Annotated in this window: 16 protein-coding genes; 7 read left to right on the forward strand and 9 right to left on the reverse strand. The window is 72.4% G+C overall.

What is annotated here, in order from left to right; all coding sequences use genetic code 11:
* The 3 genes from F9B16_RS40840 to F9B16_RS40850 all read left to right on the forward strand — a co-directional run.
* A partial coding sequence (locus F9B16_RS40840) for an ATP-binding cassette domain-containing protein (RefSeq protein ID WP_225992385.1) occupies window positions 1-644 on the forward strand: 644 nt, incomplete at its 5' end.
* A 34-nt stretch (window positions 645-678) separates the two neighbouring features.
* On the forward strand, window positions 679-2,796 hold the full coding sequence (locus tag F9B16_RS40845) for a YhgE/Pip domain-containing protein (RefSeq protein ID WP_151545631.1): 2,118 nt from the start codon (window positions 679-681) through the stop codon (window positions 2,794-2,796).
* A 26-nt stretch (window positions 2,797-2,822) separates the two neighbouring features.
* On the forward strand, window positions 2,823-3,401 hold the full coding sequence (locus tag F9B16_RS40850; RefSeq protein ID WP_151545632.1) for a TetR/AcrR family transcriptional regulator: 579 nt from the start codon (window positions 2,823-2,825) through the stop codon (window positions 3,399-3,401).
* Window positions 3,402-3,418: 17 nt separating this feature from the next.
* On the opposite strand, the gene F9B16_RS40855 is transcribed toward F9B16_RS40850, so the two are convergent.
* The 6 genes from F9B16_RS40855 to F9B16_RS40880 form a co-directional block, all read right to left on the reverse strand.
* Window positions 3,419-3,889 carry a MarR family winged helix-turn-helix transcriptional regulator gene (locus F9B16_RS40855; RefSeq protein ID WP_225992386.1) on the reverse strand — a complete coding sequence of 157 codons (471 nt, stop codon included), beginning with the start codon at window positions 3,887-3,889 and terminating at the stop codon, window positions 3,419-3,421.
* 250 nt (window positions 3,890-4,139) lie between these two features.
* Window positions 4,140-5,714, reverse strand: a complete 1,575-nt coding sequence (locus F9B16_RS40860) for an acyl-CoA synthetase (RefSeq protein WP_151545633.1) — start codon at window positions 5,712-5,714, stop codon at window positions 4,140-4,142.
* Window positions 5,715-5,777: 63 nt separating this feature from the next.
* Window positions 5,778-6,935: a thiolase domain-containing protein gene (locus tag F9B16_RS40865; protein ID WP_151545634.1), complete on the reverse strand. Its 1,158-nt coding sequence runs from the start codon at window positions 6,933-6,935 to the stop codon at window positions 5,778-5,780.
* Complete coding sequence (locus F9B16_RS40870) at window positions 6,928-7,968, reverse strand: thiolase domain-containing protein (RefSeq protein WP_151545635.1); 1,041 nt, start codon at window positions 7,966-7,968, stop codon at window positions 6,928-6,930. The genes F9B16_RS40865 and F9B16_RS40870 overlap by 8 nt, the downstream gene beginning before the upstream one ends.
* Window positions 7,968-8,897 (reverse strand): Zn-ribbon domain-containing OB-fold protein, encoded by a 930-nt coding sequence (locus tag F9B16_RS40875; RefSeq protein WP_151545636.1) that lies wholly within the window; start codon window positions 8,895-8,897, stop codon window positions 7,968-7,970. The genes F9B16_RS40870 and F9B16_RS40875 overlap by 1 nt, the downstream gene beginning before the upstream one ends.
* Complete coding sequence (locus tag F9B16_RS40880) at window positions 8,887-10,452, reverse strand: acyl-CoA synthetase (protein ID WP_151545637.1); 1,566 nt, start codon at window positions 10,450-10,452, stop codon at window positions 8,887-8,889. The genes F9B16_RS40875 and F9B16_RS40880 overlap by 11 nt, the downstream gene beginning before the upstream one ends.
* Before the next feature lie 155 nt (window positions 10,453-10,607).
* Here F9B16_RS40880 and F9B16_RS40885 point away from each other — a divergent pair, with 155 nt between their 5' ends.
* The 3 genes from F9B16_RS40885 (at window position 10,608) to F9B16_RS40895 (ending at window position 12,004) form a co-directional block, all read left to right on the forward strand.
* On the forward strand, window positions 10,608-11,420 hold the full coding sequence (locus F9B16_RS40885) for a crotonase/enoyl-CoA hydratase family protein (protein ID WP_151545638.1): 813 nt from the start codon (window positions 10,608-10,610) through the stop codon (window positions 11,418-11,420).
* Between the two features lie 75 nt (window positions 11,421-11,495).
* Window positions 11,496-11,765, forward strand: a complete 270-nt coding sequence (locus F9B16_RS40890) for a hypothetical protein (protein ID WP_151545639.1) — start codon at window positions 11,496-11,498, stop codon at window positions 11,763-11,765.
* Window positions 11,762-12,004: a type II toxin-antitoxin system RelE family toxin gene (locus tag F9B16_RS40895; protein ID WP_192809233.1), complete on the forward strand. Its 243-nt coding sequence runs from the start codon at window positions 11,762-11,764 to the stop codon at window positions 12,002-12,004. Before F9B16_RS40890 ends, F9B16_RS40895 begins: the two co-directional genes overlap by 4 nt.
* 130 nt (window positions 12,005-12,134) lie before the next feature.
* On the opposite strand, the gene F9B16_RS40900 is transcribed toward F9B16_RS40895, so the two are convergent.
* Window positions 12,135-13,193 carry a hypothetical protein gene (locus tag F9B16_RS40900; protein ID WP_151545641.1) on the reverse strand — a complete coding sequence of 353 codons (1,059 nt, stop codon included), beginning with the start codon at window positions 13,191-13,193 and terminating at the stop codon, window positions 12,135-12,137.
* A gap of 60 nt (window positions 13,194-13,253) precedes the next feature.
* Window positions 13,254-13,886: a flavin reductase family protein gene (locus F9B16_RS40905; RefSeq protein WP_151545642.1), complete on the reverse strand. Its 633-nt coding sequence runs from the start codon at window positions 13,884-13,886 to the stop codon at window positions 13,254-13,256.
* 149 nt (window positions 13,887-14,035) lie between these two features.
* Here F9B16_RS40905 and F9B16_RS40910 point away from each other — a divergent pair, with 149 nt between their 5' ends.
* Window positions 14,036-14,479 (forward strand): hypothetical protein, encoded by a 444-nt coding sequence (locus F9B16_RS40910; RefSeq protein WP_151545643.1) that lies wholly within the window; start codon window positions 14,036-14,038, stop codon window positions 14,477-14,479.
* Window positions 14,480-14,546: 67 nt separating this feature from the next.
* On the opposite strand, the gene F9B16_RS40915 is transcribed toward F9B16_RS40910, so the two are convergent.
* A complete protein-coding gene (locus tag F9B16_RS40915) occupies window positions 14,547-15,656 on the reverse strand; it encodes an NAD(P)H-dependent flavin oxidoreductase (RefSeq protein WP_151545644.1) in 1,110 nt (369 codons plus the stop codon).
* Window positions 15,657-15,952: the final 296 nt, after the last annotated feature.

Consider the following 15,952-nt stretch of genomic DNA (forward strand, 5'->3'; position numbering starts at 1 on the left):
GCCCGGCGGCGGCCGTCCGCACCCGCGGGCTGTCGCTGCGCGGCGCCCGCGGGTGGGCGTTCCGGGACGTCGACCTGGACGTCCCCGCCGGCACCCTCGCCGCGGTGAGCGGCATCGCCGGGTCCGGGCGCACCGCCCTCCTGCTGGCCCTCGGCGGCCGCATGAAGCCGGCCGCCGGCACCGGCACCGTCGGCGGCCTCGCGCTGGACGACCTGCGGGCCGTCCAGCGGATCGCGGCGCTCGGGATCGTCCCGGGGGTGACCGGGCTCGATCCGGCGCTGACCGTCCGGGAGCACGTGCGCGAGGCGCTCGCGCTGCACGAGGGGATCCTCGGCCGGTTCCGGGGCCGGAACGCCCGAATGCGCGCGGCCCTCGACCGCGCGGGCCTGGACGCCGACCCCCGCACGCTCGCCGAAGACCTCGACCCCGACGAGGCGCAGCTGCTGGGCGCCGCGCTCGCGCTCGTCGGCGCCCCCCGCGTCCTGCTGCTGGACGACGTCGACGAGGGCCTGCCCGCCGACCGGCAGCGCGCGCTCTGGCGGCGGCTGCGCGCGATCGCCGACTCCGGCGTCACCGTGATCGCCACCTGCCACGACCCGGCCCCGGCCATGGGCATCGCCCAGACCGTCGTCCACCTCTCCTAGCTCGAACCCCTTCAGACACAGGGAGATCCCCCCGATGAGGCTTCCCGCGTTGACGCCGGGCGGTCTGGAACTGCGCCGGTTCGCCCGGAACCGGCTGACCCGCATCGCGCTGGCCGGGCTCGTCCTGCTGCCGCTGCTCTATGCCGGCCTCTACCTCTGGTCCTTCTGGGACCCGTACGCCCGGCTCCGGCACGTGCCGGTGGCGCTCGTCGTCGAGGACCGTCCCGCCAAGGCCGGCGGGAAGACCGTGCACGCGGGCGCCGACCTCGCCGACGAGCTGAAGAAGCGGCAGGTCTTCGACTGGAAGACGGTCTCGGCGGAGAAGGCCGCGAAGGGCGTCCGGTCCGGGAAGTACTACATGTCGCTGACGATCCCGGCGGACTTCAGCGCGCGCATCGCGTCGCCGTCCGGGAGCGGGACGCCGACGGCGGCGGGGCTCCGGCTGCAGATGAACGACGCGAACAACTACGTCGTCGGGACGCTCGCGCAGGCCGCGTTCAAGGAGATCAGCGCCGCTGCGGGCGGGAACGCGGTGCGCGGCTACCTGGACCAGATCTTCCTGTCGTTCGGCAAGCTCCACACGAAGCTCGGCAAGGCCGCCGAGGGCGCGGGCGAGCTCGCCGACGGCTCCGGGCAGGCGCACGACGGCGCCGGGAGGCTCGCGAAGGGCGCGGGCGACGCGAAGGCCGGCGCCGGGAAGCTCAAGGGCGGCATCGACGAGGCCCGCTCCGGCAGCGGGCGGCTCACGTCCGGGCTGGACGACCTGCGCGCCGGGACCGGGCAGGTCGCGGCCGGCATGCAGAAGCTGACCACGACCGTCGACAGGGCCGGCGACACGCTCGTCCCGCTGCTGCGCGACCGCGCGCCGGAGATCCGGCAGGCCGCGCTGCTCGTCGCCCAGGGCGCGGACGTCCTCGCCGACGGCGCCGGACGGCTGCCCGAGCAGACCGGCGCCGCCGTGAAGCAGGCCGAGAAGGCGCGGGCCGAGCTGGAGACCTACCTCGCCGCGCACCCCGAGGTCCCGGCGAACGTCCGGCAGGACCTGACCCGGGCCGCTACGCAGGTCGTCACCGTCGCCCGGCAGGTCGACGGCTACGTCCGCGACCACACCGGCGACCTGCGCAAGGTCGCCGCCGACGCCCGGACGGTCGGGACCGCCGCCCGCAAGCTCGCCAAGGACGCTCCGACGCTCGCCGCGAAGGTCGAGAACGCGCGCCGCGACGTCGACCGCCTCAACGCCGGGACGAAGCAGGTGAACGCGGGCGCCGGGCAGCTGCTGTCCGGATCGTCGCAGCTCACGAGCGGTCTCGGCGCGCTGTCGGGTGGCGCGGGGCAGCTGGAGGGCGGGCTCGGGCGGCTGTCCGGCGGTGCGGTGACGCTGGAGACGGCCCTCGCCCAGATCGCCGACGGCAACCAGGAACTGGCTCACGGGCTGAACGAGGGCGTCGCGCAGATCCCGTCCTACAGCGACGGCGAGCGGAACGCGCGCGACGACATGATGAGCAACCCCGTGCGGCTGGCGTCGTCGACGGAGAACAAGGCGCCGAACTACGGCACCGGCTTCGCGCCGTTCTTCGTGCCGCTGTCCCTCTGGGTCGGCGGGATGATCATCTACATGCTGCTGCGGCCGCTGAACCCGCGCGCGCTCGCGGGCACCGCGCCGGGCCGCCGCGTCGCCCTCGCTGGATGGCTGCCCGCCGCCGCGGTCGGCGCCGCGCAGGCCTGCGTCGTGCTGGCCGTCCTGCACTTCGCGCTCGGACTGCGCGCCGAGCACTGGGCCGGGCTCGCCGGCTTCCTAGCGCTCGCGTCCGCCGCGTTCCTCGCCGTGATCCAGTGGGTGAACGCCCGGTTCGGGCCGATCGGCCGGATCATCGCGCTGGCGCTGCTGATGCTCCAGCTCACCTCCGCCGCCGGCACCTACCCGATCGAGACGAGCCCCGGCTTCTTCCAGGCGATCCGGCCGTGGCTGCCGATGCCGTGGGTCGTCGACGCCGTCCGGCACCTGATCAGTGGCGGCGACCTGACCTCGGTGTGGCAGGGTTGTGCGGTGCTGGTCGCGTTCCTGGCCGGCGGGCTCGCGCTCACCGCCCTGGCCGTCCGGCACAACCGGGTGTGGACGATGAAGCGCCTGCACCCGGCGCTGGAACTGTAGAAGGCCCGACCGTGGGAGGCAGGGACGTGGCGCGCAGCGCGACCCGGGAGAAGCTGTTCACCGCGGCGATCGAGCTGATCGCCGAGAGCGGGCTCGCCGCCACCACCGTCGACCAGATCGCCGAGCGCGCCGGCGTCGCGAAGGGCACCGTCTACTACAACTTCGGCAGCAAGGCGGCGCTGTTCGCGGCGCTGCTGGAGTACGGGGTGGACCGGCTCGCCGGCGCGCTGCGCGACGCCGCGTCCGGCCGCCCCCCGCTGGACGCGCTGGAGGCGGTGGTCAGCGCCGAGCTGGCGTTCATCGGCGAGCACGAGTCGTTCGCGCGGCTGCTGATCGCCGAGACGTGGCGGTCGGGCGGCGACTGGCAGCACACCGCCCGGCTCATCCGGGAACGCGCCATCGGCGTGGTCGCGGACGTGCTGCGCGCCGCCGTCGAGGCGGGCGACCTGCGCGCCGACCTCGACACCGGCACCGCCGCGTCCGCCGTGTTCGGCATGGTGCTGACCGTCGCGCTCGACTGGCGCGCCCTCGACCCGGACCGCTCCTTCGCCGACGTCCACGCCACCCTGATGGACCTGCTGCGCGGCCGCCTCACCGCCCGCTGAGGCCCGGAGGCCGCGCGTCAGGGGAGGTTGCGGACCTGCTCGATCACGCCGGGCATGGCGGCGTTGTTGGACCTGATCCAGTCGAGGAGGACGGCGATCTGCTCGTCGGTGTAGGACTCGATGCGCTCGCGGAACACGCGGGCGATCGGCTCGAAGTACTCGCCGAACCGGGCGACGTTCTCCGGGACGAGCTCGACGATCACCCGGCGGCGGTCGTCGGGGTCGCGGGTCCGCTTGACGTAGCCGGCCTTCTCCAGCCGGTCGATCACGGCGGTGATGGCGCCGCCGGTGGTGATGCCCATCAGCTCGGCGAGCCGGCCGGGGGTCTGCGGGCCGTCCAGGGTGAGCGCGTTGACGCACTGCGCGTCGGTGACGTTCATCCCCGCCTTGCTCGCGGTCGCGTGGTGCAGCAGCACGGTGAACATCGTGGAGCGCTGCATCCCCGCCTGCAGTTCCGCCATCATCCGCTCGCGGTCCGGGATCGCCACGCCCCACCCCTCGTCTTCTTTTCTCTGAAATAGAGAGGCTCAGTCTAATGCTCCGCGCGCGGAGCGGACCAGCCGGGGGACGGTCTCCGGCTGTGTCGTACGAGACACCGCCGAGGAACCGGGGCAGAACGGAACGCCACTAAACTGGTTTTTGTTAGGACCACTAAACAGGCGGTCCGCTCCTGGCCCCGGATCCCACGAAGGTTCGGGGCCGCCCCCTATCCGGCCCCTCCCGACTCCTCGGCCCTGGTCAGCCGCCGTCGGCCTCGCCCGCGACCTGCTTCGCCCAGCGGTAGTCCGCCTTCCCGGCCGGCGACCGCTTCATCTCCGGAACGAACGCGTACACGCGCGGCACCTTGTACCCCGACAGCTCCTTGCGGCAGTGCGCGTCCAGTTCCTCGGCCGACGGCCGCTCGCCCGACGGCTGGATCACCGCCGCGACGCGGTTGCCCCACCGCTCGTCCGGAACGCTCGTCACCACCGCGTCGTACACGCCCGGATGCCCCTTGAGGACGGCCTCGACCTCCTCCGGGAACACCTTCTCGCCGCCGGTGTTGATCGCCTGCGACCCCCGCCCGTAGACGGCGATCGTCCCGTCCTCCTCGACGGTGGCGATGTCGCCGGTGAGCAGCCACCGCTTCCCGTCGACGACCGGGAACGTCCGGGCCGTCTTCTCCGGGTCGTTGTAGTAGCCGTGCGCGATGTAGCCGGTGCGCGCCACCTGCCCGATCACGCCGGACCCCGGCTTCACCGGCTGGAGCGCGTCGTCCAGGACCGTCACGTTCTCCACGTCCGGCGCGAACTTCAGGCCCTTCTCCGGCGTGGAGCCCGCCGTCGCCTCCGCCGTCGAGCCCGACTCCGTCGACCCGAACCGGTCCAGGATCATCGTGTTCGGCAGCAGCCCCTGGATCCGGTCGCGGACCGTCCCGGTCAGGATCGCGCCCGTCGACACGAACGCCAGCAGCGACGACGTGTCGTACCCGCCGCGCGCCAGCTCCTCCGCCATCGGGATCGCCATCGCGTCGCCGGTGATCGTCAGCGAGTTGACCTTCTCCCGCTCGATCGTCCGCCAGATCCCCGCCGCGTCGAACTTGCGCGCGTAGACGAGCGTCGCGCCCATGAACCAGGCGATCCACGTCGCCATCTGCGCGGCGCCGTGCATCAGCGGCGCGATCGGCATCATGATCATCGGCCCGCCGTTGCGGGCCAGGTCGACGACGTCCTCCGGCTTCTCCGGACGCGGGAACGTCGGGTTCCAGAACGCCAGCAGCATCTGCTCGGTCGACCACATGACGCCCTTCGGCATCCCGGTCGTCCCGCCCGTGTAGATGATGTAGGTGTCGTCGGCCGAGCGGGCCGGGAACCCGCGCGTCCCCGGCTGCGCCGCCAGCGCCTCGTCGTAGGGGACGGCGCCGTCGATCGACGGCGCGCCCCCCACGGCGATCAGGTGCGTCAGCTTCGGCGCCTCCGGGACGGTCGCGGCGACCCGGTCCTCGAACTCCACGTCGTACAGCAGCGCGACGCTGTCGGAGTCCTTGTAGATGTAGAGGAGCTCGCTCTCCACGTACCGGTAGTTGACGTTGATCGGCACGGCCCGGATCTTCAGCGCCGCCAGCAGCGCCGCGGCGTACTCGACGCCGTTGTACAGCTGCATCGCGACGTGCTGGCCGGGCCGCACGCCCGCCGACTCCAGATGGTGCGCGAGCCGGTTGGCGTGCTCGTCCAGCTCGGCGTAGGTGAGCCGCCGGTCGCCGCAGACCACCGCGACGCGGTCCCCGATCGCGTCCGCGACTCCTTCGAACAGGTCAGCGTGGTTGTACTCCATCGGACGTCCTCCGGAGGTCTGGTCGCGCCTAACGGAACACGGACAAGAAGGGGAAACGGGAGCCTACGGCTTCTCGGCGCCGACGACCCACATCGCGAAGAACTGGGCGCCGCCGCCGTAGGCGTGGCCGAGGGCGCGGCGCGCCCCGTCCACCTGGTGCTCGCCGGCCTGCCCGCGGACCTGCAGCGCGGCCTCCGCGAACCGGATCATCCCGGACGCGCCGATCGGGTTGGACGACAGCACGCCGCCGGACGGGTTCCACGGGATGTCCCCGTCGAACGCGGTCGCGCCGGCCTCGGTGAGCTTCCAGCCCTCGTTGTCGCCGCAGAACCCGAGGTTCTCCAGCCACATCGGCTCGTACCAGGAGAACGGGACGTACACCTCGGCGCAGTCCAGCTCGCGGCGCGGGTCGCTGATGCCGGCCTGCCGGTACACGTCCGCCGCCGCGTCCTTGCCGCCCTGCGGGCTGACGCTGTCGCGGCCCGCGAACTGCATCGGCTCCGACCGCATCGACGTGCCGTGCACCCACGCGGGCTTGCCCGGCGCCTTCTTCGCCGCCTCCTCGGACGCCAGCACCATCGCGCAGGCGCCGTCGGACGACGGGCAGGTCTCCAGGTAGCGGATCGGCTCCCACAGCATCGGCGTCGACTCGACCATCTCGCGGGAGATGCCGGGGATCTTCAGGTGCGCGTACGGGTTCCGCAGCGCGTTCTGCCGGTCCTTCACCGCGACGAGCGTGCCGATGTGGTCGGGCGCGCCGGACCGCGCCATGTAGGCGCGGATGTGCGGCGCGAAGTAGCCGCCCGCGCCGACGACCAGGGACGTCGTGAACGGCCCGTTCACCGTCAGCGCCCACGTCGCGTTCGACTCCGACTGCTTCTCCCACGCGATCGTGAGGACCCGCTCGTGCACGCCAGACTGGATCAGGTTCGCCGCGACGATCGCCGTGGACCCGCCGACCGAGCCGGCCGTGTGCACCCGCATCAGCGGCTTGCCGGTCGCGCCGAGCGCGTCCGCCAGGAACAGCTCCGGCATCACCACGCCCTCGAACAGGTCGGGCGCCTTGCCGACCACGACGGCGTCGATGTCCTTCCAGGTCAGCCCGGCGTCGTCGAGGGCGCGGCGGGCCGCCTCGCGGAGCAGGCCCGCCATCGACACGTCCAGCCGCTTGGTCTTGTACTCGGTCTGCCCGACGCCGATGACCGCACAGGGGTTAGCCATTGTTCTTCTCTCCCGACATCACGCAGACGAGGTTCTGCTGCAGGCAGGGGCCGGACGCGGCGTGCCCGAGCGTCCGGGACGCCGTCCCGTCGTGGATGCGGGACGCGGCCTCGCCGATGCGGATCAGGCCCGCCGCCATCACCGGGTTCGCCGACAGCGCCCCGCCGGACGGGTTGACCGTCACGCCGTCGCCCAGGCCGAGCGCCTCGCGCAGGATCAGCTCCTCGTGGCTGAACTGGGCGTGCAGCTCCGCGACCTCGACCCCGGCCGCGCCGGCCTTCTCCCCCGCGAGCCGGGCGGCCTCGGACCGGGTGAGGTCCCGGACGCCGAGCGCGTGCGGCTCGGTGCGGTGGTCGATCCCGGTGATCCACGCGGGCCGCTCGCACAGCTCCCGCGCCTTGTCGCCCGCGGCGAGGACGATCGCCGCCGCGCCGTCGGTGACGGGCGCGACGTCGTAGGGGTGCAGCGGCGCGACGTCGTAGCCGTCGCCTTCGGGGTCCGGCAGGTGCAGCGCGAACGGGTTGTCGCGGCCGGACGCCCGGGACCGCGCCGCGACGGCGCGCAGGTCGTCCTCCTTCACGCCCGCCTTGTCCATGTACGCGCGGGCCTGCATGGCGGCCATCGACACCTGGTCGACGCCGAGCGGCGCCAGCGTGTACGGGTCGAGCTGCTGGTTCATGATCGCGCGCAGGTCGCCCTGGGACGACTTGCCGAACCCGTACACCAGCGCGGTGTCGATCGCGCCGATCTGGAGCTTCACCCACGCCTCGTACAGCGCCCACGCGCCGTCCATCTCGACGTGGCTCTCCGAGATCGGCGGCCACGCGCCCAGCGTGTCGAGCGCGGACACGAACGCGAACGGCGCGCCCTGCAGGTAGTCGCACGAGCCCGAGCAGGTGAACCCGAAGCGGGACAGGCCCGTCCGCTCCTTGATCTCGGTGATCACCGGCAGGACGATCTCGGTCTCCGCGAGCCCCTGGTCCTCGGCGCTGTGGTGGCTCTGTACGAACGCGACGACTGCGACATCACGCATTACATGAAGTCCTTGATCTCTTCGAAGGGGACGTCGGGCTCGTCGATCGGCTCGAACCACTTGATGTTGGCCATCGACCGGTCCCACTCCTCGCGGGGCCGCCACGCCGCCTTCACCCGCATGCCCATCCGGACCTGGTCGGCCGGGACGCCCGCGATGAGCGTCAGCATCGTCAGGCCCGCGCCGTCCAGCAGGACGTAGCCGGACACGAACGGCACCTCGGGGGCGCGCGGGTCGGGGATGTTGTTGACCGCGAAGGTGGTGACGGTGCCGGTGTCGGGCAGCTCCACCTCCTCGGTCGTCGGCACGCCGTCGCGCGTGCAGAACCCCTTCATCGGGACGATGACCTTCTCGCACACCGGGCAGCGCTGCCCGATGATGCGGCCCTCCGCGATGCCGTCGAGGAACCGGCCGAGCGCCTTGCCGCCCTTCAGCCGGAACTCCAGGCTCGCCTGCGGGTTGATCATGGTGACCTCGGGCAGGAAGCACTCGATGTCGCCGATCGTCCCGGTCCGCTCCGCGCGGTACTTCGGCCGCACCCGCATCCCGGTCCTCAGCACCTTCGGCGGCTTCGCGCCCGCCTCGAAGACGCCGAGGTCGAGGACGTGCAGCAGCGCGGTGTCGGCGCCGTCCGGGCGGATCAGCGCCCACGCGAACGGCCGGTCGAACGGGTGCTCCTTCGCCGGGTTCGGCACCCACGACCACGTCGTCACGGTCCCGGCGGGGCCGACCTCGACGAACTCGCCGGTGACGTCCTCGCCGGTCTCCGGGTCGCACTCCGCCGGCGGGACGAGCACCCGGCCGGCCGCCGTGCGGACGCCGACCAGCCGGCCGTCGCGCAGCTCGCTCAGGAAGCGCCCGATCACCGGGCCCACCGAGCGGGTGTAGCCGCCGGGGAACTCGACGACGTGGTTGATGTCAGATGGCACTGTCGCGGTCCTTCCAGTACGGGTCCCGCAGCTTGCGCTTGAGCAGCTTGCCGTTGGGCTCGCGCGGCATGGTCTCGATGAAGTCGATGGTCCTCGGCCACTTCATCTTCGCCAGCCGGCCCTCGAGGGACTTCAGGATCTCCTCGGCCAGCTCCGGCCCCGGCTCGGCGCCCTCGGCGGGCTCCACCACGGCCTTGATCTGCTCGCCCCACTCGTCGTCGGGGATGCCGAACACGGCGACGTCCGCGACCTTGGGGTGCAGGGTGATCTCGTTCTCGATCTCGGCCGGGTAGATGTTCGCCCCACCCGAGATGATCATGTCGGCCTTGCGGTCGGACAGGAACAGGAACCCGTCCTCGGTCAGGTAGCCGATGTCGCCGACCGTGAAGAAGTCGCGGAGCCGGTTCTTCTCCGTCTTCTCCTTGTCGCCCTTGTACTCGAACTGGACGCCGGCCATCTTCATGTAGATGGTGCCGTGCTGCCCGGTCGGGACCTCGTTGCCGTCGTCGTCGACGATCAGCAGCTCGCTGATCGGCCAGGCGTTGCCGACCGTCCCGGGGTGGGCGCGCCAGTCCTGCGGGCTGGCGATCGTCCCGCCGCCCTCGGTGGCCGCGTAGTACTCCCAGATGCAGTCGCCCCACCAGTCGAGCATCTGCTGCTTGATCGGCACCGGGCAGGGCGCCGCCGCGTGGATCGCCCATTTCATCGACGACACGTCGTACTTGGCGCGGACGTCCTCCGGCAGCGCCAGCAGCCGCTTGAAGTGCGTCGGGACCATGTGGGTGTTGCTGACGCGGTGCTCCTGGATCAGCTTCAGCGTCTCCTCGGCCTCCCACTTGTCCATGTAGACGAGGGTGTGGCCCATCTGCAGCGCGGACCCGCCGAACTGGGTGACGGCGGTGTGGTAGTTCGGCGAGGTGATCAGGTGCGCCTGGTGCTCGCCGCCCGCGGGCCGGCCCGGCGTCATCCCGAACAGCGCCAGCAGGAACGTCATCAGCTCGGCGCTGTCGTCCGGGTCGAGCCCGGTCAGCGCCCGCTTGACGCCCTTCGGCCGGCCCGTCGTCCCGGACGTGTAGTGCATCGTCGCGCCGGCGCTGCGGTTCTCCGGCTGCGTGTCCGGCCGCCCGTCGACGAGCTCGGCGTACGGCCGGAAGCCCGCGACGTCCCCGAACCCGAACCGGCGGTGCGCCTCGAGCCCCGCCTCGTCGGCGGCGCGCACGCCCTCGGTGGCGTACCGCTCGTGTACGAAGAACGCCTTGGCCTCGCTGTCGGCGACGATGTAGCCGATCTCCGGGCCGGTCAGATGCCAGTTGATCGGCGTGTAGTACCAGCCCGCCTGGAGCGCCGCCAGATAGAGGACGAGCCCCTCGACGCCGTTCGGGACCAGCCCGCAGATGCCGTCGCCGTCCTTCAGGCCGAGCTCGCGGAGCCCGTGGACGAGCCGGTTCGAGCGGGCCAGCAGGTCGCCCGCGGAGTACTGCGTGCCGTCCGGATCGACGGCGGCGACCCACTCGGGATCGGCCTGCGCCAACCGCCAAAAGCCCAACGACCCCATCGGATCTCCCTTGCGTGATCACGGTGAGCACCGCCTGCCGGCGGCGCCCGGCGACCAAAGTAGATCACGTTCTCGTTTTGCAGGGCAACCCCTACCGGTAGCGCATCGCCTTAACTAGAATCTGTTCTTGTTTTGCCCATCGCAGGAGGACATCCATGGCCGAGCTGCTGCCGATCAGCACCGAGCACTGCACCGTCGAGCGGGACGGCCACGTCGTCATCGTCACGATGAACCGCCCCGAGGCGCGCAACGCGCTCAGCACCGCCATGCTGGTCGGCCTCGCCGACGCCTGGGCCTACATGTCCGACACCCCCGAGGTCCGCGTCGGCATCCTCACCGGAGCCGACGGCACCTTCTGCGCCGGCGCCGACCTCAAGGCCATGTCGCAGCCGCCGTCCGACCCCCGCGTCGCCGAGCGCGCCGCGCAGATCCCCGACTACCACTGGAAGGGCCTGCTGCGCGACGGCCGCCCCACCAAGCCGCTCATCTGCGCCATCGAGGGCTACGCCGTCGCCGGCGGCACCGAGCTCCTCACCGGCACCGACCTGCGGGTCGTCGCCGAGGGCGCCACCCTCGGCCTCTTCGAGGCCAAGCGCGGCCTGTTCCCGATGGGCGGCTCCGCCGTCCGCCTCCCCCGCCAGATCGGCTACGCCGCCGCCCTCGACATCCTCCTCACCGCCCGCGAGGTGACCCCGCAGGAGGCCCTCGCCATGGGCCTCATCAACAAGGTCGTCCCCGACGGCCAGGCCCTCGCCGCCGCCCGCGAGATGGCCGACCAGATCGCCGCCTGCGCGCCGCTGTCCGTCCAGGCCATCCTCCGCGCCGTCCGCGAGACCGAGCACCTCCCCGAGGAGGAGGCCCTCAAGGTCTCCGACGAGATCGGCTGGCCCGTCTTCACCACCGAGGACGCCAAGGAGGGCTCCAAGGCCTTCAAGGAGAAGCGTCCCCCCATCTACCAGGGCAAATAGCACTTCCCCCGTGAAAGGGACGTCATTCGAGCAGCGCCGGTGCTCTGTCGCTCCGGCGCTGTAGGCTCCGGACACATGAGCGCAGAACCGATCGAGCCCACCCCGGGGGAAGCGGCGACCGAGTCGTACGAAGTCATTCATCTGGGCGGCGAAGCCGCAGCGGTGGTCCCCCTGCGCGACCTTAGGCGGATGAAGGCGCTCGAGCGTCGCGCGTCGGCCGATGACATCGAAGAGGCCGACGCCGAGGCGATGTACGCGGAGTTCGAGGAATGGGAGGCGGCGGGCCGACCGGGGGCGATGTCCCACGAGGAGGTCACGCGCTTCCTGCTCGGGGAAACCGAGTGAAGATCGAATGGTCGCCCGCGGCCAAGAGGTCCGCGGCACGGTTCATGCGCGACCAGGACGGCATGTGCCGGCTAGTGGCCGCCATTGACCGGTTGGCGGACGACCCCCGTCCCCCCGATGCCTTCATCCGGGGTGAGTACCACCGCCTCCGGATCGGCCCCTATCGCGTCATGTACCTGATCCAGGACCAGCTGATCACGATCGACCACGTCGACCGGATCGCCGACCAGGGCGAATAGCCTCTCGCACAGACGCCGATGACCGAGCGGCGCTCCTGCCCGCGAGTATCTTCGGCTGAGCGTCGGGCCCCTCGCCCGGGCGCCGAGGCGCGGACATGGGCGCCGCAGGGGGCCGTCGGGGGCATTCCGGTCACTCGAAGGTGACGGAGGACAGGACGAGACCGGCCAGCCGGCGCGCGTCAGAGGACGCCCGCGCGGCCGGCTCGGCGGCGGTGTAGTCCACCGTGACCAGCACGTTCCCCCGCCGGACGACGACCCGGGCCCGTGCCTGGTCCCCGTCACCGTCGACTCCGGTGCACGCCTCGTCGCCGAGGCCCGGAGTCCGGGACGGGCAGGTCGCGTCGGCCCGGAGCCGGAAGAGATGGTGCGCGCGCTCCGACGCGCCGCCTCCGGCGCCGATCCCGCGCGACGACCGCTCCAGTTGCACGCCCAGCTTCGGCGGCCCGTGGTCGGTGCCCCACGCGCACGTCCGGTCGTCGGACGCGTCCGCGCCCACGGGTCCGTCGCCGGCGGCCGGGGCGCCCGGGACGTAGCGCGCGAGCGCCGCCTGGTCGAGCACGGCGCACCCGCCGGGGAGCCGGCTCGCCTCGTCGCGTCCGGGCCACCAGGGCTGCGTCCACGGGCTGGCGACCTGAACGATGAGGAAGGCTCCTCCCACGAGGACCACCCCCAGCACGCACGTGGCGACCCGTGTCCCCGCTCTCGCCCAGGGACCGGGCGCCGAGGTGCGGATATGGGCGCGGTGCGGGCCGGATCTCGCGAGGAGGTCTTTCAGCAGCGCGTCCATCCTCCTGCCTCGGGCGAACAGTCCGAGGCTCCGGTACGGCACCGGCACCATCGCGCCGCGCGTACCAACGAAGAGCCCGTAGCCCGGCGGTCCCGCGCCTCGTGGGAGGAACGAGATCCCGCCGATGTCGGCCCAGGGAATCCGTCCATTGGTCCTGCCGCCGTGGATCGTCACGCCGTGGGCGTCGACGAGCGTCCACCGCCAGGGCGGCATCCGGCTCGACGAGACCAGCCACGGGACGACCGCGGGCGCGAGCGGCAGCAGAGCGAGCCCCCAGGTACCGCCGACCACCAGCAGGGCCAGGACGAACAGGAGCACGGCGGCGAACGCCAGGTTCCACGCGGCCCAGCGCACGAGCGACGGCCGGAGGACGAGGGGCTCCGGGGCGGGGGGCGAGGGCATGGGGGCGAGGCTAGCGGCGGTGCTGGACGAGCGGGATGCGATGGAGTGGCCGGTTCCGGGCTACGAGATGCGCGGGGTCTCGGTGCGGAAGGTGTGGCCCAGCTCGGGGCCTAGGCCGAAGTAGTGGCGGAAGTTGTAGATGAGCGGGCTCCACTCGGCCGGGTCGACGTGGTGCGTGCCGGGGACGACGATGCGCGGGTCGGCGTGCACGCGCAGGACGGCGGCCTCGACGATGACGAAGTCGCCGGACGCCCCGGGACCCACCCGTTCGGCGCGGGCTTCCAGTTGCAGCGGGCACTCGGCGACGCGCGACGGGCCCACGGTCTCGGACGGCTCGGGCCGCAGGCCGGCGGCGGCGAACTTGTCGCGTTCGAACCGGAAGACGCCCGCCTTGGCCGCGGGCACCGGGTCGCGTCCGGTCAGCGGCGCCAGCCGCTCCACGGCCCGCCACTGCTCCGGGCCGGGCACGTTGATCACCAGTTCGGGCCGGGCGGTCAGGTTGCGCGCGGTCTGCCCCTCGGCGCCGAGCCCGAGCACGACCGTCCGGCCGAGGGCCCACGCCGACGACATCGGCGCGAGGTTGGGCGTCCCGTCCTCGTTCTCCGTCGACAGCAGGACGACGGGCGTGCCGAAATACAGGATGCTGGGCTCGATCGCGACGTGGGCGGCCTGCTCGGCGGCTGCGGCTTCCATGAGCCGCAGCGTAGGGCGGGGTCGTTTCGACGCCGGTGGAAATGTGATCGCGGGCGGTATCGGGCCGTCCGTAAAGGGGGGCGGCGTTTGCGGGGTCCCGTCCGTGGCACGGCTGGACGCAAGCCGGTCATGGAAGGAATGAGCAGGCGATGGCTCTCCAGATAGGACGGTACCTGGGACGCGGGCGGACGGCGGCCGACGAGCCCCCGGCGGAGCCCCGGAGACGGTGGGCCTGGCCCCGGCGCACGCCGGCGGCGGCGCCCCCGGCCGAGAGCGCCGGGAAGACCGTCGTGGTGCGCAGGCCGCGGCGATGGCTCCGCAGCCGGCACAACCCGGTCAGCGCGATGATCCTGGCGGCGGGCTGGGCGGCGGCGTTCATCCTCGCCCTCGGGATACTGCTGACCTGGGCGGGCGCCAATCCGGGCAACGACCTGGTGAACGCGACGCTCAACACCGGCCGCTGGCTCGCGACGCCGTTCCACGACGTGTTCACGCGGACGGACCCCAAGGAGCAGCTCTACATCAACTGGGCGATCGCGGGTGTCGTGTACTACGTCATCGCGCGGGCCCTGTCGTGGATGACCCGGTTCTGACCCCGCGGAAAGGCGGCCGCGGCCGGAGCGCGGTGCGCTCCGGCCGCCGTCCCTGCCCTGGTGGGGGTCAGCCTTCGGTGATCGCGTTGAGCCGCTCGATCGACTCGACGTACTCCTCGATCAGGTCGTAGACGACCTGGGCGGCCGGCTTCACCTGGTTCATGGAGCCGACGATCTGGCCGACCGGGAAGGTGACCAGCTCGCCGTCGCCGGACCGGGCGATGCGCGGCAGCGCGTCGGCGATCAGCATGAACTGCATCGGCATCGGCAGGTAGCCGGGCGACTTCTCGCTCTCCCACGCCTCGGTCCACGCGGTCTTGAGGAACCGGGCGGGCTTGCCGGTCCAGGCGCGGGACCGGACGGTGTCGCGGGAGGTGGCGGCGAGCAGCTTCGGCAGCGCCCGCTCGGGGGTGTCGGCCTCGTCCACGGTCAGCCAGATGGACCCGGTCCAGACGCCGTCGGCGCCGAGCGCGAGGCCGGCGGCCATCTGCCGGCCGCGGCCGATGCCGCCCGCCGCGAGGACGATGGTGTCCTCGCCGACCGCGTCCACGACCTCGGGGATCAGCACCATCGTGGACACGTCGCCGGTGTGGCCGCCGGCCTCGGTGCCCTGCGCGATGATGATGTCCACGCCGGCCTCGACCTGCTTGCGGGCGTGCCGCGCGTTGGAGGCCAGGCCGCCGACCTTCACGCCGTGCTGGTGGGCCAGCTCCGCGACGTCCGCCGGGGGCGGGCCGAGGGCGCTCGCCAGCAGCGCGATCGGGTGCTTGAGGGCGATCTCGACCTGCGGCCGGGCCGTCTGGTCGGTCCAGCCGAGCAGCACCTTGCTCGCGCTCTCGGTGGACGGCTCGACGCCGTGCTCCTCCAGCAGCTCCTCCAGGAACTTGCGGTGCTCGGCCGGGATCATGCCCTGGAGCTTGCCGACCAGTTCCTCGGCGTCGCCGAGGTCGGCGCCCTCGTACTTGGCGGGCATCACCACGTCCACGCCGTACGGCTTGCCGCCGACGTGCTCGTCGATCCACTTGAGCTCGAGCTCGAGCTCCTCGGGGGTGAAGTACAGGGCGCCGAGGACGCCCATGCCGCCGGCGCGGCTCACCGCCGCGACGACGTCGCGGCAGTGACTGAACGCAAAGATCGGGTACTCGATGCCGAATTGTTCGGTGACTCGTGTCCGCACAGCCTCGACCCTAGGCGCGTCCACGCAAAACTGCAACAGGTTCTAGTTAAGGAAATCGCGGAAGCCTGCGGAACAGGCGGTCCAGGGCGTGCGGCGGGCGCTAGAACACGTATCAGCGAAGGCGGAGGCAGGCGAAGGCCCCGCGGCCGGACGGGGCGGCGGGGCCTGGCGGAGGAGCGTTCAGCGGCGCCGGGACGGCAGCCGGCGCTGGCGGCCGTCGGACGGCGCGCGCCGCGCCTGCGGCTTGGCACCCTGGGACGGCGCCACGGCGGGAGAGTCCGCGGCGCCCGCGGGCC

This window comes from Actinomadura montaniterrae (genome assembly GCF_008923365.1).
In the GTDB taxonomy this organism is placed as follows: Bacteria; Actinomycetota; Actinomycetes; order Streptosporangiales; family Streptosporangiaceae; genus Spirillospora; species Spirillospora montaniterrae.

Coding starts and splice junctions, on each gene's coding strand:
- F9B16_RS40845 (WP_151545631.1), top strand. CDS start 679: ATGAGGCTTCCCGCGTTGACGCCGGGCGGTCTGGAACTGCGCCGGTTC.
- F9B16_RS40860 (WP_151545633.1), bottom strand. CDS start 5,714: ATGGAGTACAACCACGCTGACCTGTTCGAAGGAGTCGCGGACGCGATC.
- F9B16_RS40865 (WP_151545634.1), bottom strand. CDS start 6,935: ATGGCTAACCCCTGTGCGGTCATCGGCGTCGGGCAGACCGAGTACAAG.
- F9B16_RS40870 (WP_151545635.1), bottom strand. CDS start 7,968: ATGCGTGATGTCGCAGTCGTCGCGTTCGTACAGAGCCACCACAGCGCC.
- F9B16_RS40880 (WP_151545637.1), bottom strand. CDS start 10,452: ATGGGGTCGTTGGGCTTTTGGCGGTTGGCGCAGGCCGATCCCGAGTGG.
- F9B16_RS40885 (WP_151545638.1), top strand. CDS start 10,608: ATGGCCGAGCTGCTGCCGATCAGCACCGAGCACTGCACCGTCGAGCGG.
- F9B16_RS40890 (WP_151545639.1), top strand. CDS start 11,496: ATGAGCGCAGAACCGATCGAGCCCACCCCGGGGGAAGCGGCGACCGAG.
- F9B16_RS40900 (WP_151545641.1), bottom strand. CDS start 13,193: ATGCCCTCGCCCCCCGCCCCGGAGCCCCTCGTCCTCCGGCCGTCGCTC.
- F9B16_RS40905 (WP_151545642.1), bottom strand. CDS start 13,886: ATGGAAGCCGCAGCCGCCGAGCAGGCCGCCCACGTCGCGATCGAGCCC.
- F9B16_RS40910 (WP_151545643.1), top strand. CDS start 14,036: ATGGCTCTCCAGATAGGACGGTACCTGGGACGCGGGCGGACGGCGGCC.